Origin of the sequence: Nonomuraea ceibae (assembly GCF_019396325.1) — a bacterium.
GTDB classification, from domain to species: Bacteria; Actinomycetota; Actinomycetes; order Streptosporangiales; family Streptosporangiaceae; genus Nonomuraea; species Nonomuraea ceibae.
Genome location: NZ_JAHKRO010000140.1, coordinates 1 through 21,572, shown reverse-complemented (window position 1 = coordinate 21,572; position 21,572 = coordinate 1). Strand labels below are relative to the sequence as shown.

Sequence of the window (21,572 nt, the reverse complement as noted above, 5' to 3'; positions counted from 1 at the left end):
GCCAGCGCAGCTGGGTGGGGATGCTGTTCTCCAGCTGACCGGCCTCCAGCTTACCGGCGCGACCTCGCCGGCACAGGGCCGCGCGCTCCGGCGCGCGGCCCTCGCGTTTCCGGCCGCATGCGGCCGGGTTCTAGCCGGGGAAGTCGTCGGGGTCGACCTGGCTCGTCCTGGCGTTGCCGCCGGAGATGGAGTGCAGCGTGATGCGCCAGTCGTGCCAGAGGATCTGCGTCGAGGTGTAGGTGGTCTTGAACTTCACCGACTTCTGGAAGCGCGAGAAGCTGCAGTCGCGGGTGAAGGCCCGGCTCTTGCCGTCCCAGTCGACGCCGTGCGTGAAGTAGATCCGGTACGTGCCGTCACGCATGCCGGGGATCTTGAACTTGGACTTCTTGCGCACGTAGACGCTGATGACCTTGGACTTGCCGCGCATCACGTTGACGACGGCGTCGCGCCGGGTGCCGTTGTGGATCTGCAGCGAGCTGCGCCCGCCGAGGCCGCTCTTGCGCAGGTAGTGGCCGTTGCCGAGCCGCCTGGTCTTCTTCCCGGCGGCCTTGACCGACACCACGTCCGCCGGATAGCCGCCGGCCTCCTGCAGGGTCTCGCCGGCCTCGTCGAGGGCGCCGAGCGCGCCGCGGACGTCGGTGAGCACGGCCGAGGAGGTGCACAGGTCCGAGCCGACCTTCCCGGTCGCGCCGCCGAGCCCGGCGGCCAGGTCGCGCATGCTGGTCACGTACGCGTCGTGCTGGGCGCGGACCTCGGCGGGCGGCTGGAGGGCGGCGAGCTCCTCGGCGGCGCCGAGCATCTTCTCCTCCGCCTTGCCCACCCGCTCGCGCAGGCTCTTGAGGCCGCGCGCGGAGGCCACGGACTTGATCGCGTCGCTCAGCGCGTCGTGCCGGGTGCCGAGCTCGCCCTTGTAGGCGTCGGCGGTGAGCGCGGCGAGACTGGGGCTGGGCGAGCCGGCGCCGCCGGGGCCGCCCGCGGTGCCGCTCAACCGCGGCGAGCCGCCGCTCAGGGAGGGCGCGGAGGTGCACGCGCCGAGCGTGAGGGTCGCCAGCGCGAGAACGCACGTGATCATCCGGGGGGCAGCCACCTGCCACACTATCGCCCGCTTCCTCCCGGGACGTCAATTGCGTTATCGACTGGAACGGGGCAACCGGCCTAGAGTCTGCCTCACATCCCCCACAGGAGGTCCAGGCAATGTCCAGCATCCCCGCCCTGCTGCTCGACCGGATCGCGGCCACCCCCGACGCCGAGGCGTACCGTTACCCCTCGGGTGACGGCTGGACGTCGATGACCTGGCGACAGACCGGTGACCGGGTGCGGGAGCTGGCGCTCGGCCTGGCGAAGCTGGGCGCGGGGCCGGGCGCCCGGGTCTCGATCCTCTGCTCGACCCGGGTGGAGTGGATCCTGTGCGACCTGGCGGTGCTGTCGACGGGCGCGGCGACGACGACGATCTACCCGTCCAACACGGCGGCGGAGTCGGCGTTCGTCATCACCGACTCCGGCAGCACGATCGTCATCGCGGAGAACGACGAGCAGGTGGCCAAGCTCCGGTCGGTGCGCAAGGAGCTGCCGGACGTCACCCACGTGGTGGTGATCGACGGCGAGGCCGGCGACGACGGCTGGGTGGTCACGCTCGACTCCGTACGCGCCGCCGGCAGCGAGAGTGAAGGCGACTACGACGCGATGGTGGCGGCGATCGGAGCCGAGGACGTGGCCACGCTCATCTACACCTCCGGCACCACCGGCCGGCCCAAGGGCGTGGTGCTCACCCACGACAACTGGCTGTACGCGGCGGGCGCGGTCCGCGAGATCGACCTGCTGTCGGGCGCGGACCTGCACTTCCTGTGGCTGCCGCTGTCGCACTCGTTCGGCAAGCTGCTGGAGGTCGTGATGCTCGGCGAGGGCGTGCCGACCGCGATCGACGGCCGCCTCGACCGGATCGCCGACAACCTGGGCGCGCTGCGGCCGACGTTCATGGCGGCGGCCCCGCGCATCTTCGAGAAGATCCACAACACGGTCGCCGCCACCCAGCAGCGCGAGGGCGGCGTCAAGCTCAAGATCTTCAACTGGGCCAAGGCGACGGGCGTCCGCGTGGTGCGGGCCCGCCAGCGCGGCGCCTCGATCCCCCTGACGACCCGGCTGGAGTACGCGCTGGCCGACCGGCTGGTGTTCGGCAAGCTGCGGGCCAGGTTCGGCGGCCGGATCCGCTTCTTCATCTCGGGGGCGGCGCCGCTGTCACAGGACATCGCCGAGTTCTTCGACGCGGCCGGGCTGACGATCCTGGAGGGCTACGGCCTGACCGAGTCGTCGGCGGGCAGCTTCCTCAACCGGCCCGACAGCGTCAGGTTCGGCACGGTGGGGCTGCCGCTGCCGGGCACCGAGGTGCGCATCGCCGAGGACGGCGAGGTGCTGATCGGCGGGCGCGGCATCATGCGCGGCTATCACGGCCTGCCGGAGGAGACGGCCGAGGCGCTGGACGACGGCTGGCTGCGCACCGGCGACATCGGCGAGCTGGACGAGGCGGGCCGGCTGCGCATCACCGACCGCAAGAAGGAGCTGATCAAGACCTCCGGCGGCAAGTACGTCGCGCCGACCCACCTGGAGGGCCGGATCAAGGCGGCCTGCCCGTACCTGTCGCACGTGTTCGTGCACGGCGACCGGCGCAACTACTGCACGGCGCTGGTCACCCTGGACATGGACGTGACCAGGCCGTGGGCGGAGGCCGAGGGACTGCCGACGGACCCGGAGGAGCTGCGCGGGCACCCGCGGATGCTCGCCGAGGTGCAGAAGGGCATCGACCAGGTCAACGCCGACCAGGCCAGCTACGCCACGATCAAGAAGTTCGCGATCCTGGCAGAGGACTTCACGGTCGAGGGCGGCGAGCTGACCGCCAGCCTCAAGGTCAAGCGCAAGGCCGTCGAGGAGCGCCACGGAAGCACCCTCGACGCCTTCTACGCCGAGTAGCCTTGGGTCACAGCACCCTCCTGGCCCCCGGCAGCGAGCGCACCAGGTAGGCCAGGCCCCAGCACAGCGGCAGGCAGAGGGCGGCGGCGAGCGCGAACTTGACGATCGCCGCCGCCTGGATCCCGCTGAGCGCGTAGCCGGCGGCGACCACCACCAGCGGGTGGACGACGTAGACGGTGTAGGCGTGCTCCGACAGGAACCGGCCGCGCGGCCCCTGCCCGGCGAACCGCTCGCGGAAGAGCACCACCAGCCCGAGGATCATGCCGACGGCGAAGACGATCTCCCAGGTGGCGGTGATCGCGTCCGTCACCGCCCCGGAGGTCGTGCCCATGACCGGCAGGCACACGGCCGTGGACGCGCCGGCGACGACGAACCCGAGCCGCCCGGCCCGGCGGGGCAGCGTCTCGAACCAGCCGCGCCGGTACGCCACCAGCCCGGCCGCGAACATGCTCACGTACTGCGGCAGGAAGTAGGGCGTGGGCAGCCCGAGGACCGGCACGTACGTCCCGACCGGCACCGGGATCCGCCACAGGACGGTCACCGCCGCCAGGCCCACGGTGAACAGCACGATCCAGCGCGCCTTCGGCACCGTGGGCGCAGCCTGCGCGGTGCTCCCCCGGCGGCGGCACAGCGCGTACGCCAGGCCGAGGACGAGCAGCACCTCGGCGAACCACATCGGCCCCGGGTCCCAGGTGCGCAGGTAGACCTGCCAGAACGGCTCCCCGGTCAGGTAGTCGGGCAGCGTCACGAGCGGCCGCAGCAGGACCAGGAACACCAGCAGCGGCACGCCGAGCCGGACCAGCCGGTCGCGGGCGAACGCCCGGCCGCCCTTGCGGTCGTGGGAGCCGGGCGTGAAGAAGCCGGAGATGAGGAAGAACAGGCCCATGAAGAAGGCCTGGTTCATCACGACGAGGATGTCCAGGGCCAGGCCGGAGGGGTCGGCGGCGGGCTCGGTGTAGTACCACATCGGGATGTTGCCGTACGTGAGCGCGACGTGGTGCAGGACGACCAGCACGGTCAGCAGGACCCGCAGGTTGTCGACGGCGTGCAGCCGGGTCGCGGCGCGTGGCTCGGTCTTCATCGGACGGCCCTCTCGAACAGGTCGGCGAGCTCCCGGGCGTGCGCGTCGAGGTCGTGGCCGGGATTGTTGATCCAGTAGGCGAACATGGCGTCGACGGCCGCGGACTGGGTGAGCGCCATCACCCGGACGTCGAACGCGCGGAACTCGCCGGTCTTCTGGCCGAGGCGGTAGATCTGCTCCAGCGCCTGGTAGATCTCCTCGCCGGCGTTGACGCCGAAGCGGAGCTTGCCGTCGGCGTCGCGCAGGTTGGCGAAGATCTCGCCGAGGGCCCTGAGCTGGGTGCGCTGGGCGCGCATGTGCTCGGCGACGCCGAGGATCTGGGTGCGCAGCAGCTCGGTGGCCGTGCTCAGGCCCTCCATCCGGGCGAGCACGTGCTCGCTGATGGCCGTGTAGACCCGGACGACGACCTCCTCCATCAGCTCGTCCTTGCCGTCGAAGTGGTAGGAGATGACGCCCTTGCTGATGCCCGCGTGCTGGGCGATCCGGGCCAGGGAGGCTCGGGCGAACCCCTGCTCGGCGATCACCTCGACGGCCGAGGCGATGATTTGGGCGCGCCTGGCCTCCTCGATGAACGACCGGCCCTTCTGGCCGCTGGGCTCATTTTCTGACCGCATGGCCAAAATTTAACACACCCGGCCAGAGCGCTGGAACGCAAAGGGCGCCGGTCTCATGACCGGCGCCCTCCTCCCCCGCGTCACTGCACGGCGGTCAGGTCCTCCAGCATCAGCGGCGCCGCCGCGTCCCGCAGCTCCTGGCTGAACGGGGCCGGGCGGAACGTGGCCGGGTCGAGGTTGACGTTGACCCGGTAGCCCTCGGCGTGCACGATCGAGCGGTCGGCCGACAGCACCCGGAAGCCGTAGACGCCGCTGGTGCGGCCCATCCGGTCCAGCCAGAACTCCACCGCCACCTCCCCGGCCCCCGAGATCGGCGCGTTGTAGGTGATCTTGAACTCGCGGACCGCCATGTAGACGTCGCGGAACCGGGACACGCCGGGGTCGAAGTTCCATCCCTGCTCGGCCCAGAACGCGCCGACGGCACGCTCGACGAGCAGGGCGTAGCGGGAGTTGTGCAGCAGCCCCATCGCGTCGAGGTCGTCGAAATGGATCTGGACGGTGCGGGTCACGCTCACGTGCGGTCCTCCGGAAGGAGTTCGGGGGTGGTGGTCAGGTCACGCAGGCGCAGCAGCACGGCACGGCGGCTGCGCCGGTGGGCCTCGTCGGGGTCCAGCAGCCGCGCGTGCGTGACCGCGGCCTCCCCCAGCGCTTCGATCTCGTACGCGAGCTGCCCCGCGTCGACGTCGCCGGGCAGCTCGCCCAGGGCCACGGCCTCGCGCACGAGCCGTTCGATCAGGCCGAGCCACTCGGCCAGCGCCCGGGCGACGCGCTCGCGCACCCGGCCGGGCTGGTCGTCGAACTCGACCTGCGCCATGAAGAAGAAGCAGCCGCCGGGCAGCACCCCGTCGGCGTAGAAGCGCATCCGGGCCTCGTGCAGGGCGAAGATCCGCCGGACGCCGGGCGGGGCCTCGAGGGCGGGCTTGACGATCCGCTCGACCCACTGGCGGCTCGCCCACTCCACGGCGTCGAGCTGGAGCTCCTCCTTGTCGCGCCAGTGGGCGAAAAATCCGGACTTGCTCACGCCGGCCGCGTCCGCCAGCCGCCCCAGGCTCAGCCCGCCCAGCCCGTGCACCGAGGCCAGGGACACGGCGTGCTCCAGGATCGCCTCCCGGCTGCGCCGCCCCCGAGCCCTGCGCCCGTCGGTCTCCTGTTCGGTCATGGGCCTCACAATATATGAGCGACCGATCGTTCGTATAACTGGGGGCGAGTGGATCAGCGGCGTTAATGGGGCGGGTGGATCAGCGGCGCTTGAAGGCCTCCAGGAGCCGGTCCGCCGCCAGCGACGGGGTCAGCTCCCCCGCCAGCACCTCCCGCTCGACGTCCCCGGCGATCGCCGTCACGTCCGGGTCGTCGAGCAGCTCGGCCAGCAGGCGTTCGCGCACCAGCGTCCACGTCCAGCCGACCTGCTGCTCGCGGCGCTTGGCCGCCAGGTCGAGCCCCTCCTGATGGGCCAGGACCTGCCGCCACAGCTCCTCCAGGCCGTCGCCGGTGAGCCCGCTGCACGTGAGCACCGGCGGCGGCGCGCCCCCGGACCGCAGCATGCGCAGCGCCCCGGCGAGCTCGCGGGCCGCCTTGCGGGCCGCCAGGGCGTGTTCACCGTCGGCCTTGTTGACCGCGATCACGTCGGCCAGCTCCAGCACGCCCTTCTTGATGCCCTGGAGCTGGTCGCCGGTGCGGGCCAGGGTCAGCAGCAGGAACGTGTCGACCATGTCGGCCACCGCCGTCTCCGACTGGCCGACGCCCACGGTCTCCACCAGCACCACGTCGAACCCGGCGGCCTCCACCACGACCATCGCCTCCCGCGTGGCCTTGGCGACCCCGCCCAGCGTGCCGGAGGTGGGCGAGGGCCGGATGAACGCCGCCGGATCGGCCGACAGCCGGGCCATCCGGGTCTTGTCCCCCAGGATGCTGCCGCCGGTCCTGGTGGAGGACGGGTCCACGGCCAGCACCGCCACCCGGTGCCCGACGCCGGTCAGCCGCGTGCCGAGCGCGTCGACGAACGTGGACTTGCCCACGCCCGGCACCCCCGACACGCCCACCCGGCGGGCCCGGCCCGCCAGCGGCGTCAGCTCGACCAGCAGCCGCTGGGCCAGCGCCCTGTGGTCCTGCCGGGTGGACTCGACCAGCGTGATCGCCCGTGCGATCCACGTGCGCGAACCCGCCTTGACGCCCCGGACGTAGTCCTCCAGCGAGCGCACCGCGCCCTCCTGTCTCCCGGCCTCGAACCCACTGACGGCCCTGGCGAACGAATCACTTGACCATAAGCACGTGGACGGGCCCTCGCTCCAGCAGGCCCGGCGGCGCGGTGCACCGCGCGCCAGGGCCGGACCCGGCCGCGGCGCCGGGTGTCGTTCACCATGTGCGAGGACTACTCCTGACGCTCGCGCAGCTCGTCGAGCAGGCCTAGGGCCGCCTCGGCGATGACCGTGCCGGGCGGGAAGATCGCCGAGGCCCCGGCGGCGCGGAGCTCGTCGAAGTCGCCCGGCGGGATCACGCCGCCCACGACGATCATGATGTCGGCGGCGTCCAGGTCGGCGAGCGCCTGGCGGAGGGCGGGCACCAGCGTGAGGTGCCCGGCGGCGAGCGTGGAGACGCCGACGATGTGCACGTCGGCCTCGACCGCCTGCCTGGCCACCTCTTCCGGCGTCTGGAAGAGCGGGCCGACGTCGACGTCGAAGCCCAGGTCGGCGAAGGCGGTGGCGATCACCTTCTGGCCGCGGTCGTGGCCGTCCTGTCCCATCTTGGCCACCAGGATGCGCGGGCGGCGGCCCTCGGCGCGGGCGAAGTCGGCGCACGCCTGCCGGGCGCGTTCGATGTCGGCGGCCGGTCCGGCCTCGTCGCGGTACACGCCGGAAATCGTACGGACCTGCTCGGCGTGCCGGCCGAAGACCCGCTCCAGCGCGGCGGAGATCTCGCCCACCGTGGCCTTGGCGCGGGCGGCGTCGACGGACAGCTTGAGCAGGTTGCCGTCGAGGCCGGGCGCGGGGTCGGCGGCGGCGTCGGTGAGCGCGGCGAGCGCGCGGCGGACGGCGTCCTCGTCGCGTTCGGCGCGCAGCGCGGCCAGCTTGGCGAGCTGCTGGGCGCGTACGGCGCTGTTGTCGACCTTGAGGACCTCGATGGGCTCGTCGGCGGCGGCCCGGTACTTGTTGACGCCGATGACCGGCTGGCGGCCGGAGTCGATGCGGGCCTGGGTGCGGGCGGCCGCCTCCTCGATGCGCAGCTTGGGCAGCCCGGCCTCGATGGCCTTGGCCATGCCTCCAGCCGCCTCGACCTCGTGGATGTGCGCGGAGGCGCGTTCGGCCAGGTCGTGGGTGAGGCGTTCGACGTAGTAGGAGCCGCCCCAGGGGTCGATCACCTGGGTGGTGCCGGACTCCTGCTGGAGCAGGAGCTGGGTGTTGCGGGCGATGCGCGCGGAGAAGTCGGTGGGGAGCGCCAGGGCCTCGTCGAGGGCGTTGGTGTGCAGCGACTGGGTGTGGCCCTGGGTGGCGGCCATCGCCTCGACGCAGGTGCGGGCCACGTTGTTGTAGACGTCCTGGGCGGTGAGGGACCAGCCGGAGGTCTGGGAGTGGGTCCGCAGGCTCAGCGATTTCGGATTCTTCGCATCGAAACCGGACACCAGGTTGGCCCAGAGCAGCCGCGCGGCCCGGAGTTTGGCGACCTCCATGAAGAAGTTCATGCCGATACACCAGAAGAACGACAAACGCGGCGCGAACCGGTCGACGTCCATTCCGGCGGCGATTCCGGCACGCAGGTATTCGACCCCGTCGGCGAGCGTGTAGGCGAGCTCCAGATCGCACGTCGCCCCCGCTTCCTGGATGTGGTAACCAGAAATGCTGATGGAGTTGAATTTCGGCATCTTTTCACTGGTATATGCGAAAATATCCGAAATTATCCGCATCGAGGGGCCCGGCGGGTAGATGTACGTGTTCCGTACCATGAATTCTTTGAGAATGTCGTTCTGGATGGTCCCGGCGAGCTGCTCCGGCGCCACCCCCTGCTCCTCGGCGGCCACGATGTAGAGGGCCAGGATCGGCAGCACGGCGCCGTTCATCGTCATCGACACCGACATGCGGTCCAGCGGGATGCCGTCGAACAGGCGGCGCATGTCGTAGATGGAGTCGATCGCCACCCCGGCCATGCCCACGTCCCCCGCCACCCTCGGGTGGTCGGAGTCGTAGCCCCGGTGCGTGGCCAGGTCGAAGGCCACCGACAGGCCCTTCTGCCCGGCGGCCAGGTTGCGGCGGTAGAAGGCGTTGCTGTCCTCGGCCGTGGAGAAGCCCGCGTACTGGCGGACGGTCCACGGCTGGTTGACGTACATGGTCGGGTACGGGCCCCGCAGGTAGGGGGCGGCGCCCGGGTAGGTGGACAGGAAGCCCAGGCCGTCCAGGTCGCGTGCGGTGTAGAGCGGTTTGACCGCGATGCCCTCGGGGGTCTCCCAGACCGGGCCCGGGGCGGCGGGCTCCCCGGCGGCCGCCGCCGGAGGCGCGCCGTCCAGGGGGACGCCGGTGAAGTCGGGGATCATGCGGTCACCTCCAGGTCGCGGAAGGTCGTGCGGAGCACGTCGAGGGCGTCGCACCCGGCGAACAGGCAGGCGTCGACGCCCGGGTGGCTGCCCTTGCCGGCCAGCCACACCCGGCGGGCGCCCGCCCGGCGCAGCGCGGCGGCCACCTCCTCGGCGTGCTCGGCGTACAGCTTGTCGGTGGAGCACAGGCAGGCGACGGCGGCCCCGCTGGCGGCGAACGCGGCGGCGATCCGCTCGGCGTCGGCGCCCGGGCCCGCGCTCTCCACGGCCAGCCCGCCGGCCTGGAACAGGTTCGCCGCGAACGCCGCCCGCGCGGTGTGGGCGGCGGCGGGGCCGATCGTGGCCAGGAACACCTTGGGCCGCTCCGGCTGGGCGTCGGCCAGGTCGCGCAGCGCCTCGAACTCGGCGGCGTAGCGCACCACCGGCAGCCCGGTCCCCCGCTCCGCGGCCGTGCCGGGCGGCTGGACGGAGGTCGTCGCGCCGGCGGGCGGCTTCGGGGCGGCGGGGCGGCGGAGGGGCCTCTCGGCGGGGTCGGGGAACTCGCTCACGCCGGTGATCGGGAGGCGGCGGTGGGCGATGTCGGCGGCGCGACGGGCGCGGGTGGCGGCGACACGGCCGGCCACCTTCCCGGCGGCGGCGCGGATGCCGCCCGCCGCCTCGATCTCCTGGAACCACTCCCAGGCGCGCGCGGCCAGGTCGGCGGTGCGGCGCTCGACGTACCAGGAGCCGCCCGCCGGGTCGGCCACCCGCCCGGCGCCCGCCTCCTCCAGCAGCAGCGCCTGGGTGTTGCGGGCGATGCGCCGGGAGAAGGCGTCGGGCGGACGCACGGCCGCGTCGAACGGCTGGACGGTGACCGCGTCGGCGCCGCCGATCCCGGCGGCGAAGCAGGCGACGGTGGTGCGCAGCATGTTCACCCACGGGTCGCGAGCCGTCATCATGGCGGAGCTGGTCACGACGTGCTGGACCTGCGCGTACGCGTCCTGGGACCCGCCGCCGCACACCTCGGCGACGCGCGCCCACAGCTTGCGGGCGGCGCGCAGCTTGGCGATGGTGGCGAACTGGTCGTCGGTGGCCGAGTAGCGGAACTCGAGCTGCCCGAACGCCTGCTCGACGCTCAGCCCGGCCCCGGTCAGCGCGCGCAGCGCGGCCACGCCGAGCGCGATCGAGCAGCCCAGCTCCTCACCGTCGGAGGCGCCGGCGTCGTGGTAGGGCGTGGCGTCGACGGTGATCGCGCGCAGCCCGGGGTGGCCGGTCACGCACCGGGCCGCCAGCTCCACGCCGGAGTCGTCGAGCGCGGAGGCGCCGAGGTTTCCGGTGAGCGGCGTGTCGCCGGCCAGCGCGAACAGCGCCTCGGCGGCCTCCCGGGTGTGCGGCCCGGCGTCCAGGACGATCGGGGCGAGGTCGAGGAGGACGTCCTTGAGCACCCGGGGCAGCTCCACCACGGGGATCGCGCCGTCTCCGGCCACCAGCCAGAGCGAGGTGACGCCGTTCTCCAGGTCGGTCAGCACCGCTTCGGGGTCGGGGACGGCGTGCCGCTGCCTGACGTCCCATCCGGCGCGGGCGCTCCCCCGGTCGAACGGCGGCACGGGGGGCAGGTCGGAGGCGTCGTAGAGCGGCGCGATCGGCACTCCGTCGTAGGTGAGCGCGCCGAGCGCCTGCTCGGGTGTGGCGGCCTCGACGCCGGACTTGCGCAGGACCGCGAGCGCCAGCGCACGCCAGCCGTCCCGGGTGGTGGCGGGGAAACCCGCTGCCAGATCCATGCTTGGGATCGTAAGCGCAACACGTCACGGAACGTGCACGCGGGGCTGTGACAGGGGTCAGGTCAGGGGGGCTTCCCAGGTGAGGCGCCAGGTGACGGGGCCGACGATGCCGTCGTCCTCGATGCCCTGCTGGCGCTGGAACCGCCGGCACACGTCCTTGGACGCGGGTCCGTAGGCGCCGTCGACGTCGATCTCCCAGCCGCGCTCGCGCATCTTGGCCTGCCAGGTCCGTACGTCGTCGCCGCGGGTGACGGGCGGGTATCTCAATAACCGCCCGGGGGGCGGGGGCGACTCGGGGGTGCCGTTGTCGTTGCCGGGCCGGGGCGCGCCGCGCCGGACCCACGCGTAGAGGGCGTCGCCGGGGCAGCTGGTGGAGTAGCCGTCGCGGTGTCCCTTGATCTCCTTGCCGGCCCGGCCCCGGTCGCGGACGTGCTCGACGGCGTCGAGGATGGCGTGGAGCAGCTCGTCGGGCGGCTGGACCAGCCCGGCGTTGCCGACGAGCCCGAGCACGGCGTAGTGGCCGCGGTTGAGGCCGGCGCCGTTGGCGGCGGGCAGGTGGTGCAGCCCCCGCCCCTCGAACACCTTGCGGTGCGGGCAGGCGACAAAGGAATATCCGATGTCGATCCAGCCATTTCCATCCATATGTGACCCTTGGATGGATTTCACCAATTTCACGCATCCAGCGTGGTCGTCGACGATTCCGGGATCGACCCGTCCACCGGTGTAGTGGACTTTCACCCCTTTGGTGGAATCGAGCTGTGTGTAGGCGCCGCGGGGAGAACGCGCATCCCAATCCGCCCGCTTGATCAGGTCAATGGCCACGATACGCTCCGGAAAGTAGCGTCATTACACAACAGAGCGTAACGCTAGATGCGCGAACTGGTCACGAGTTCGGGATAATTTTAACCTACGGGTGGATTACGCGGGTGTCCGTCACGATCGCGGTGATCAGGTCGTGCGGTGTCACGTCGAAAGCGGGATTCAGCGCTTTCGTGCCCTCCGGGGCCACCCGCACGCCCGCCACGCTGACGATCTCCTCGGCGCCCCGGTCCTCGATCTCGATGTGGTCGCCCGACGGGGTGGCCGCGTCGATCGTGCTCTCCGGCGCGACGACGATGAACGGCACCCCGGCCCGCTCCGCGCCGAGCGCGAGCGCGTACGAGCCGATCTTGTTGGCGGTGTCGCCGTTGGCGGCGATCCGGTCGGCGCCGATGAGCACCGCGTCCACGCCGCCCCGCGCCAGCAGGTACGGCCCGGCGGAGTCGGCGACCAGGCGGTGCGGGGCGCCCATGCGGGCCAGCTCCCAGGCGGTGAGCCTGGCGCCCTGGAGCAGGGGCCGGGTCTCCAGGGCGAGCACCTCGGCGAGCCTGCCGCGCTCGTGCAGCGTCTGGACGACGCCGAGCGCCGTGCCGCGCTCGACGGCCGCCAGGGCGCCCGTGTTGCACACGGTCATGATCCGCAGCCGGTCGCCTTGGAGCAGGTCGGCGCCGCGCTCGCCCATGGCCAGGCAGGCGGCGATGTCGTCGTCCCTGATGCGCAGGGCGGCGCGCAGCACGGCTTCCTGCCCCTCGGCCAGGTGGGCGGCGGCCCGGTCGACGCCCCAGGCCAGGTTCACGGCGGTGGGGCGGGCGGCGCGCAGCCGGGCGACGGCCTCCTGGTCACCCCTGGCCAGCACGACGCCGAGCGCCCCGGCCACGCCGAGCGCGGGCGCGCCCCGCACCGCGAGCCGGCGGATGGCCTCGACGAGCTCGTCCACGGTGTGCAGGCGCAGCGTCACGCACTCGGCGGGCAGCCGGGTCTGGTCGATGAGCTCGACGGCTCCGTCCACCCAGTCGATGGTCCTCACGCCGCACACGCTAACCCAGACTCAGTCCTCCGCCAGCACGATGACCGAATCGCGCTCGGACAGGCGGACGAGGTCCGGCTTGGGCGGGTTCAGCACGATGCCGTAGTGGGGCGGGACGTTGCGCCCGGCGGCGTCCCGGTAGCCGATCGCGGTCTCCCCTCTGCGGCGCGCCGCCTCGATGACCGTCGCGAAGCTCACCTCCGTCCCGGTGGTCACGTACGAGCCGGCCGGGCGCGGGTAGATCTCGGAGCCGCGCGAGTCGAACAGGAAGCCGAACACGTCCGCCAGGTGCCGGTTCTCGGCGAGCTGGGCGAGCAGCAGGCCGATGACGGTGTCGCTGATGACGATGTCGTCGGCCTCCGTGACCTCGGCCAGGGCCCGGTTGTTCTCGTCGTGCATCTCGCTGACGATCGAGTAGTGCTCGTTCATCGCGCTCTGCATGTCGCGCAGCTGCAGCAGCGTCATGAGCGTGCGGGTGTCGGCGTGGTGCAGCGTGAACCGGTCGTCCGACAGCACGATGACGTGCTGGAACAGGCCGGGGCCGAGCGCCTCCAGCGCGTACCTGTCGGTGGTGTCGCAGTCCTTGACGTTGACGGTGAGGTTGCGCAGCCCCTCCAGGCCCGTGCCCGCCTTCGGATGGTCGGTGGCGATCTCCAGCACCGAGCCGGGGGCCACGTAGCCGTCGAGGTAGCGGATGATGTGGTGCGCCCGGCTGTTCCAGTTGAGCAGCAGCGTGCGCTCCGGCTCCGGGTCGGCGGGCCGGGCGGTGACGATCGCGGCCTCGTCCACGGCGGGCGCGCCCTCGGCCAGCTCGATGCGGGAGTCGTCGTGCGCGATCACGATGACCTCGTCCGCCTCGGTCACCGCGGTGTCCATGGCCGGGTTGAGCACCACGCCCGACGGCCTGCGCAGGCCGATCACCGTGGCCGTCCCGTACGCGTGCAGCGTCTCGCCGTACGTCCGGCCCGCGACCTCCGCGCCCGGCCGCAGGTAGATCTCGCCGCCGTCGAAGTTGAGCAGGTCCATGCAGACGACCGACATGCCCGACTGGCGGGAGGACTGCACGATCAGCCGCGAGGCGGTGTCGTCGGAGTCCACCAGGTGCACGTCCGCGCCCCCGGCCAGGCGGGCGGCGGCCACGTTGCGGCTGGCGGCGATGGCGGCCACCACCGGCGGGTGCGGCCCGTCCCGCTTCTCCAGCGCGAGCAGGATCTTGAACACGTGCGCGTCCGGGTCCTCGCCCTCGGGCGACAGCACGACGACCGACCTGGCGGCGGCCAGGTTCATCAGGTCGAGGTCGTGCGGCTCGGTGGCCGAGCCGGTGCGGCACACCAGCCGCGTGCGGCCCAGGTCGACGCGCTCGCGGATGTCCTCCTCCATCGCCAGCTTGTCCCGGTCGGCCAGCACCGCCACGACCGAGCCCGACTCGCTGGCGTGCGCCTTGACCAGCTCGGCCACGATCGTGAACACCTGGTCCGACCAGCCCAGCACCACCGTGTGGCCGGATTCCACGATGCGTGAGCGCCCCCTGCGCAGCCGGTCCACCTTCTGCTCGAAGCCGTTGGCCAGCAGGCCGACGAGCATGCTGACGATGAACAGCCCGCCGAGCGAGCCCACCAGCATGACGGCCATGTACGGCACCGATCCGCTGTCAGCCGCCAGCTCGTCGGGCGACAGCGCGTGCATGAGCGCGATCCACAGGACGTGCCCCGGGCCCCCGACGCCCTGCGGCTCATTAGGCGCCACCCACATCAGTAACCCGGCGACGACCACGACCAGGCCCATCGACACGACGGCCAGCCAGCCGACGAGCGAGACCGTCCCCTTGGACATCGTGTTGTCGAACCAGTAGCGCGCCCGCTCGCGGAACTTCACACCAGACACCCCGTACCTCCGCGTTCAGGTCATTTGATCAACGTCATAAAGTAGCGGGTGATCTATGTCACCGCAGGATGACCTGTAACGTATCGGCCATGGTGACCCCTCTGACGCCGGACGATCCGCCCGAACTGGGCGGACATCGGCTGGCGGGGCGCCTCGGCGAAGGCGGCCAGGGCGTCGTCTACCTGGCCCACACCGAGGCGGGCGAACCGGTCGCCATCAAGCTGCTGAGCACCGGCGACCGCGAGACCCGCGCCCGGCTCGCGCGTGAGCTGGAGGCGCTGGAGAGCATCGCGTCCTTCTGCACGGCGCGCGTCCTGGCCGCCTCCACGGAGGGGCCGCGCCCGTACGTGATCAGCGAGTACATCGACGGGCCGTCGCTGGCCGACCGCGTCCGCGACCGGGGGCCGCTGGCGGGCGGCGAGCTGGAACGCGTCGTCGTCGGCACGGCCACGGCGCTGGCCGCCATCCACGCGGCCGGGGTCGTGCACCGCGACTTCAAGCCCGCCAACGTGCTGCTCGGGCCCGACGGGCCGCGCGTGGTCGACTTCGGCATCGCGCGCGCCGAGGGCGCGGCCACCCTGACCTCCGGGCTGATCGGCACGCCCGCCTACCTGGCGCCCGAGCAGATCGCCGGCACCCCGGCGTCCCCGGCGTCCGACGTGTTCTCGTGGGCGGCCACGATGGTGTTCGCGGCGGGCGGGGTCAGCCCGTTCGGCGCCGACACGGTCCCGGCGGTGCTGCACCGCGTCCTCCACGCCGAGCCCGACCTGACGCCGCTGCCGCCGCGGCTGCGGGGCGTGCTCGCCTCCTGCCTCGCCAAGGACCCCGCCGCCCGGCCCACGGCCCGCGACCTGATGGTCCACCTCGTCAACCCCAACACCCCCCTCCCGGCCCCCGCCCCGGCCGCACCCGGCGGGGGTGGCGCGCCTGCGAGCGGACCCGGGCACGGCGGGGGGCAGGGCGCGGGGCACAGCGCGGGACAAGGCGCGGGGCACCGTACGGGACCGCCGGGGCCCGCCGTCACCACGCGGCCGGGACGGCGGCGGCGGGGCCTGCTCGTCGGCGCGGCGGCCGCCGCGGTCGCGCTGGTCGCGGGCGGCGGCGCGCTGCTGTGGCTGAACGGCGGCGCCCCGTCCGCCCTGGACCGGCGCACGCCCACCACCTCGACCGCCTCCGTCTCTCCCGTCTCCCCCGTCTCCCCCGTCTCTCCCGGGGACCCGGGCGCGGGCCTCACGGAACTCCTCCCCGAGCTGTCCGTGGGCACCGGCAAGCCAAGCGACACCGTCGACGTCCCCGCCGAGTTCGCGGGCACCTGGATGGGCACGGTCGACGGCGAGGCCGCAGGCAAGCAGTTCGAGAACGAGCCGGTCACCCTGATCCTGCGCGCGGGCGAGCCCACGGGCGTCTGGGACTCCCCCGGCGACGCGCAGAGCGACCCCGGCTGCGGCAAGGGCACCCTGTACGCGACCGAGGTCAAGGACTCCACCCTGCACCTCACGCTCGCCGACCTCGGCGGCGTGTGCGCGTACCTGGGCGGCACCGGCAGCGTCAAGGTCACCCTGGAGCTCAAGGACGACGACCAGGCCGACTACGAGCTCACGATGCCCATGGGAAGGAGCGAGGGCGAGCTGACGAAGACCGGCTGAAAACGCAAACCCTTCGACAACCCGCCCCGCAAACTGTGATCATTGGAGCCATGTCTGTGATCAGGGAGGTGCCGTTCCCCAGCCAGGATGCCGCCGAGCTCCCCATGAACATCTGGATCGACGACTCCGACTCCGCCGTCGACGTGATCGACGCGCTGGCGCTGTCGCCGTTCGCCACGGGGGTGCAGCCGTGGTCGCGCCTGGTCAACCTGGAGCGCGTACGCCCCGACGCCCCGCTGCGCCCGGCGCACGGCAGCGTCGTGCGGACGGCGCAGGTGGAGGACGGTTCGGAGTCGCGGCTGATCTGCGGCGACGGCTGGACGCTGCGGGTGATCCGGCACCGCAACCGGTCGGCGACGGTCAGCGTGACGGCCACCAGCGAGGAGCTGGCCCGGTCGGTGCTGAAGGAGACCGTCGACGGCGCAGAGGAGCCCGAGCCGGAGACCGACCACGTCGACATGGGCTTCTGGTGGCGCGGCTCGCACGGCGGCACCCGTTCGGAGAAGCCGATCACCGCGCAGCCGTGGCCCGAGATCAGCGGCAACTACTCGGCGGAGGCGCGCCGCTCGCTCGACTCCCTGATGGCCGTCACCCCGGCCGACGTGAACGGCCGTCTCATCCTGCTGCACGGCCCGCCCGGCACCGGCAAGACGACGCTGCTGCGCTCGCTGGCCAAGCAGTGGCAGGACTGGTGCCAGGTCGACTGCGTGCTCGACCCGGAGCGGCTGTTCGACGAGCCCGGCTACCTCATGGAGGTGGCGGTCGGCTACGACCACGACGAGGACGAGCAGCAGCGCTGGCGGCTGCTCGTGCTGGAGGACTGCGACGAGCTGATCAGCGCCTCGGCCAAGTCGCAGGCCGGCCAGGGCCTGTCGAGGCTGCTCAACCTGACCGACGGCCTGCTCGGCCAGGGCCGTGACGTGCTGGTCGCGATCACCACGAACGAGGACCTGGCCCGCCTGCATCCGGCCGTCGTCCGGCCCGGCCGCTGCCTGGCGCAGCTGGAGATCGGCCCGCTGTCGCGGGACGAGGCGGTCGCCTGGCTCGGCTCGCCCCAGGGCGTCGGCCCGTCGGGGGCGACGCTGGCCGAGCTGTACGCGCTCCGCGCCGGGCGGTCGCTGACCCGCACGGCGAGCACCGAGGGGACGGGCCTCTACCTGTAGGCCCTCACCCGCCGAGGACGCCGGGGCGGTAGCGCCAGACGAACTCCGGCCACGGCGGCGCCACCGACGTGAAGTGCTCCCAGCTCCCCGGCTCCAGGCCGGGCCGGTCGATGCGCACCTCGGCCAGGCGCTCCAGCAGGAACCCCGCCCCGGTCAGGCCGTTGACGATCCGGCTCATCGTCTGCCGGTATTCGCGGGGCCCGCTGACCTCCCGGCCGGGCCGCCGCTCGTACACCCACGCCTCGACGAGCGCCTCCCAGCGGGCCTGGTTGCAGTGGTAGGCGTCGTCACGCATGACGATCACCCTGGCGGCCGGGGGGCGCCCCGGCCGCCAGGGCTCAGGCGAGGAGGGCGTGCAGGCGGCGGGCCTCACGGACGAAGCCGCTCGTCGCCTTCCTGGCCGCGATCCGCGCGACGCACGGCAGCTCGCCCCCGGCCCGCGCCCATCCCGCCGCCCGGACCGCGAACGTCAGCATCTGCGTGTGCCCCGAGTGCGCCCGCTCACCCGACCCCGGCAGGTAGACGGGCAGGAACCCGGTCAGCACCCGCCACACCTCCGCGTGGGCGCCGCGCCGGGCCGCCGTCTCCAGCGCCTCCCGCATGGCCGCCGGCTGATGCCAGGTGCGCCGCAGCAGGAGCCCGAGCTGCCGCCCGGTCTCCTCGGCGGGCAGCTCCCCCCGCGCGGCCAGCTCCAGCAGCGGACGCACCCCGTCGTCGCGCCGCCACCACTCGCGGTGCAGCAGGAAGTACGCCACCAGCAGCGCCACCGCCTCCCCCGGGGGCCCGCCGCCCGACGCCACCGCCTGCACCTCGGCCAGCCGCACGTGCGACCCGTGGGTACGGCAGAGCAGCCGCGGCAGCAGGTGCAGCGCCGCGACCTCCCGGTCGTGCGGAAGCACGGCGGGCCAGTCGACGGGATCGTCGCCGTCGGCCTGCCAGCGCGACGCCCGCGGATCGGACAGCAGCCGGTCGACCAGCTCCAGCCCGGTCGCCTCCCCCCGGATCCGCGGAACCAGCGACGGCTCCCGCCCCTCCCCCGTCCCTCCGCTCGCCTTCCGCGCCCCGGACGCGGCCTCCGCTCCGGGGGCCGCGCGGTCGCTCGCGTACGGGACCCCGCCGTCGATCCAGTCGATCCCGGTGCTGATCGAGGGCCTGTCGCGCATCCACGCCGCGACGGTCGCGCCCGCCCCGGAACGCAGCCGCGCCGCCCGCGCCACCACCTCGGGTTCGATGGCGCGCGGCAGCCGGAGCAGCGCCTGCTGCAGATCGGCGTCCAGCGCCTCGGCCCCGGCCCGCTCGTACCCCGCCACCCTCTCCACCAGCTCGGCCGCGCCGACCCCGCCGTCGCCGGTGGTGGGCGTGGCCAGCAGGTACGGCGGCAGCGCCCCGGACCCGGCGGCGGCATGCACCTCGGCCAGCCGGCGCAGCAGCATCCAGTGCGGCGCCGTCACCCGCGACGCGTCCGGCAACCGCCCCCGCCGCCGCCCATGCTGCTCAGCCCCGAGCACCGGCCCAGATGCGGGTCCGGCTGCGGGTCCGGCTGCGGGTCCGGACGCTGGGCCGGGCGCTGGCCCGGATGCGGGCGCGGGCTCGACCGACGCGCCCCCGAGAACGGGAAGCACCCCGAGAGCCGTGGGAAGCAGTGCGGGCCCCGGCCGGGGCGGCGGCTCGGCCCCCGGGTCGACGAGCCGCCGCGCGATCGCCTCGGCCCACTGGCCCGGATGCTCCCATTCGCGCTCCTTGTACAGCCGCGACGGCTCCCCGGTCAGCGACTTGAGCACCACCCGGAGCGCCTCAGGATCCTCCGCGTGCAGCCGCACCACGCCGTCCAGCCACCGCTCCAGCTCCTGCCACCCGACCCGGTGGGGCAACGCGGTCAACTCACCGGGCGCACCGACCGGCGGCGGCAACGCTGCCGCCCGCGCTACCCGAGGCAACGCCCGGCGCACGAACCCGTCCCCCTGCCTGAGCTCCGAGCCCGCCCCAGACGCGGAGACGCCCCCGGCACGCCCAGCCCCAGCTTCGGAGGTGTCCCCCGGCGTCCCAGACCCGGAGGCGTCCCCCGGCGTCCCAGACCCGGACACGCCCACCGCCACGCCAACCACGGAGGCGGCCCCCGGCGTCTCAGGCCCGGAGGTCACACGTCCGAGTCCCCTCGACCCGGCTCCGAGGGCGCCCGCCACCGGATCCAGCCCGGCCGTCCCGGGTCCCGCAGGGGCCGCCGCCGTATGGACCGCTTCCGCCTCCCCAGCGCCGGCGGGCACCGGCGCGCGGGCCACGTCCGTCTCCCCGCCCTGGTACGCGGTCCCGCTCGTGGAGGTCGTCGGGCCCGGGAAGGCCGTGTTGAGGCGGGCGGCGAGGTCCGGGGGAAGCTGTGCGGCGGCCTCCCTCAGGGTCGTCGCGCCTGCCGCGCCGAAGCGGTCGGCGTGCAGCCCTTCCACCAGGTCGTCGTGGCCGAGCCGGCCCGCTCGGCGCAGGTGGCGCAGCGCCAGGTCGGCCACCGAGGTGGGCGCGGCCGGGAGCAGCCTCAGGTAGTCGGCGGCCCGCCGGGCGGACTCGGCGTCGGCAGGGTCGAGCAGGTCGTGCAGGCGTACGAAGAAGCGCAGGTCAGGGCCGGAGCCGCCGCGCAGGAACCGGCGTACGCACCCGTCGAGCAGCAGGTCGCGCGACACCCGCCCGGTGTCGGCGAGATCCTTCAGGGCGGCGAGCCAGGTCGGCGGCCGGGGCTCGTGCCCGGCACGGCCGCCGTCCGGGGGCTGCTCGTGGCGGAGGACGCGGCCGACGCCGTCCGCCTCGAACAGGCGCGGGAGCAGATGGTCGAGCAGCGGGTCGCCGCCCAGGCCCGCAGGCGATCCTGCGGCCCAGGCGACGGTCAGCGGGTCGTGGCCGGGCGGGGTCGCGCCGGTGCGGCGCAGCATGGCCAGGGCCAGGGCGCCGGAGACGCGGGCGTCGCGCTGCGTGCGCAGGCGCAGGGCGGCGCGTACGGCGAAGTCCACCTGCCAGCGGTGCGGCCGGGCGGCGAGGACGCGTTCGACGAGCCCGGTGTGGTCGAGGCCGCCCCAGCCCTGGAAGTCGCGCCGGTGCAGCCAGGCCACCACCGCCGCGGCGCCGCCGATCGTGCCCGCGCCCGCCACCCGCATCGGCCCCACCCACGCGTCGACCCGCGCATGCTCCCACCCCGGGCCGCCCGCCTGGCTGCCGCCCGCCGCCACCCCGTAACGGCCGGCGCCACCGTGACCGCCGACGCCACCTTGGCTCTCGGCACCGCCTGGGGCGTTGGTGCCGACCTGGGCGGCTGTGCTGCCGGTGGGTGTCACGCGCTCCTGCGTGCGGCGGGCCTGGCGGCGGCGTCGCTCCCGGTCCCACGCCCGGTTGCGCGCCACGGGGATGTGGCCGGGCAGGGCGGCGGCCACCTCGCGCCGCCCCGCCTCGTCCAGGGCGAGCACCAGCTCGGCCACCCGGAGCTCGTCACCCGCGTCGATCGCCGCCTCGACCTCCGCCCAGGCAGTCCCCTCCCCCACACCATCCCCTCGTTCGGGAGTCCCCCTGGAGGCCCCTGCGCCGCTGCCGGGCCCACCCGACGCTCCTGTGGACGACCGACCGGGAGGCTGCCGTGCGGAAGTGCCGCCTGATGCCGGGGCGGCGCTGTCGCGGGCGTCGGACGCGACGGAGGGGCCGCCACCGGAGGCGCGCGGGACGACGGCGCGCTCGGTGGGCGTCCGCTCCCGGGCATCGGCAGACGTCCGCCCGGAACCTTCGCCGGGCAACCGGCCAGGGCCTCCGCCGACCACCCGTACGGGGCCGTCCGCCGCCCGTACGGGACCGTTGCCGGATGGCCGGGAGGGGCCGCCGCCGGGCATCCGGTCCGGGCCGCCGTCGGGTCCTGCCCCACGGGCGGGGGCGGGAGCGTGGACGGAGGCGGTGGACCGGACGCCCGGGTCGGCCCGCCGGGAGCCCGGGCCCGCGGGCCAGGCACCCGGGTCGATGGGCCAGGGGCCCGGGTCGGCGGGCCGGGAGCCCGGGTCGGTGGGCCAGGGGGTGGGGGGTGGGGTGGGGGTCATAGGAGGGCGTCCCCGGTGTGGCGGGAGGCGA

The 21,572-nt window shown here is 73.7% G+C and carries 16 protein-coding genes; 3 read left to right on the top strand and 13 right to left on the bottom strand.

Features of this window, described 5'->3' with window-relative positions:
* Positions 1-130: 130 nt before the first annotated feature.
* Positions 131-1,072: a hypothetical protein gene (locus KME80_RS44005; protein ID WP_219517618.1), complete on the bottom strand. Its 942-nt coding sequence runs from the start codon at positions 1,070-1,072 to the stop codon at positions 131-133.
* A gap of 122 nt (positions 1,073-1,194) precedes the next feature.
* Between KME80_RS44005 and KME80_RS44000 the strand changes: the two genes are divergently transcribed.
* Positions 1,195-2,964, top strand: coding sequence for an AMP-dependent synthetase/ligase (locus KME80_RS44000; protein ID WP_219517616.1), 1,770 nt, complete (start codon positions 1,195-1,197; stop codon positions 2,962-2,964).
* Between the two features lie 7 nt (positions 2,965-2,971).
* Here KME80_RS44000 and KME80_RS43995 read toward each other — a convergent pair whose 3' ends face one another.
* The 10 genes from KME80_RS43995 to KME80_RS43950 form a co-directional block, all read right to left on the bottom strand.
* Positions 2,972-4,045, bottom strand: coding sequence for an acyltransferase family protein (locus tag KME80_RS43995; protein ID WP_219517614.1), 1,074 nt, complete (start codon positions 4,043-4,045; stop codon positions 2,972-2,974).
* Complete coding sequence (locus KME80_RS43990; protein ID WP_219517613.1) at positions 4,042-4,659, bottom strand: TetR/AcrR family transcriptional regulator; 618 nt, start codon at positions 4,657-4,659, stop codon at positions 4,042-4,044. Before KME80_RS43990 ends, KME80_RS43995 begins: the two co-directional genes overlap by 4 nt.
* A gap of 80 nt (positions 4,660-4,739) precedes the next feature.
* Positions 4,740-5,174, bottom strand: a complete 435-nt coding sequence (locus tag KME80_RS43985; RefSeq protein ID WP_308126181.1) for an acyl-CoA thioesterase — start codon at positions 5,172-5,174, stop codon at positions 4,740-4,742.
* Entirely contained in the window at positions 5,171-5,818 is a 648-nt protein-coding gene (locus KME80_RS43980) for a TetR/AcrR family transcriptional regulator (RefSeq protein WP_219517611.1), read from the bottom strand. Before KME80_RS43980 ends, KME80_RS43985 begins: the two co-directional genes overlap by 4 nt.
* 79 nt (positions 5,819-5,897) lie before the next feature.
* Complete coding sequence (gene meaB / locus KME80_RS43975) at positions 5,898-6,857, bottom strand: methylmalonyl Co-A mutase-associated GTPase MeaB (protein WP_219517610.1); 960 nt, start codon at positions 6,855-6,857, stop codon at positions 5,898-5,900.
* Between the two features lie 170 nt (positions 6,858-7,027).
* A complete protein-coding gene (gene scpA, locus KME80_RS43970; RefSeq protein ID WP_219517609.1) occupies positions 7,028-9,181 on the bottom strand; it encodes a methylmalonyl-CoA mutase in 2,154 nt (717 codons plus the stop codon).
* On the bottom strand, positions 9,178-10,941 hold the full coding sequence (locus KME80_RS43965; RefSeq protein WP_219517608.1) for a methylmalonyl-CoA mutase subunit beta: 1,764 nt from the start codon (positions 10,939-10,941) through the stop codon (positions 9,178-9,180). The genes scpA and KME80_RS43965 overlap by 4 nt, the downstream gene beginning before the upstream one ends.
* Before the next feature lie 57 nt (positions 10,942-10,998).
* Positions 10,999-11,583, bottom strand: a complete 585-nt coding sequence (locus KME80_RS43960) for a peptidoglycan recognition protein family protein (protein WP_246646748.1) — start codon at positions 11,581-11,583, stop codon at positions 10,999-11,001.
* A gap of 265 nt (positions 11,584-11,848) precedes the next feature.
* Positions 11,849-12,787: an S-methyl-5-thioribose-1-phosphate isomerase gene (gene mtnA / locus KME80_RS43955; protein ID WP_219517606.1), complete on the bottom strand. Its 939-nt coding sequence runs from the start codon at positions 12,785-12,787 to the stop codon at positions 11,849-11,851.
* A gap of 21 nt (positions 12,788-12,808) precedes the next feature.
* Entirely contained in the window at positions 12,809-14,671 is a 1,863-nt protein-coding gene (locus tag KME80_RS43950) for a CASTOR/POLLUX-related putative ion channel (RefSeq protein WP_219517605.1), read from the bottom strand.
* 89 nt (positions 14,672-14,760) lie between these two features.
* On the opposite strand from KME80_RS43950, the gene KME80_RS43945 reads away from it, so the two are divergent.
* Together KME80_RS43945 and KME80_RS43940 are read left to right on the top strand one after the other, a co-directional pair.
* Complete coding sequence (locus tag KME80_RS43945) at positions 14,761-16,317, top strand: serine/threonine-protein kinase (RefSeq protein WP_219517604.1); 1,557 nt, start codon at positions 14,761-14,763, stop codon at positions 16,315-16,317.
* A 50-nt stretch (positions 16,318-16,367) separates the two neighbouring features.
* A complete protein-coding gene (locus tag KME80_RS43940; protein WP_219517602.1) occupies positions 16,368-17,480 on the top strand; it encodes a DUF5925 domain-containing protein in 1,113 nt (370 codons plus the stop codon).
* Between the two features lie 4 nt (positions 17,481-17,484).
* On the opposite strand, the gene KME80_RS43935 is transcribed toward KME80_RS43940, so the two are convergent.
* Entirely contained in the window at positions 17,485-17,775 is a 291-nt protein-coding gene (locus tag KME80_RS43935; RefSeq protein ID WP_219517601.1) for a hypothetical protein, read from the bottom strand.
* Positions 17,776-17,818: 43 nt separating this feature from the next.
* Positions 17,819-21,001, bottom strand: a complete 3,183-nt coding sequence (locus KME80_RS43930) for a hypothetical protein (RefSeq protein ID WP_219517600.1) — start codon at positions 20,999-21,001, stop codon at positions 17,819-17,821.
* Positions 21,002-21,572: the final 571 nt, after the last annotated feature.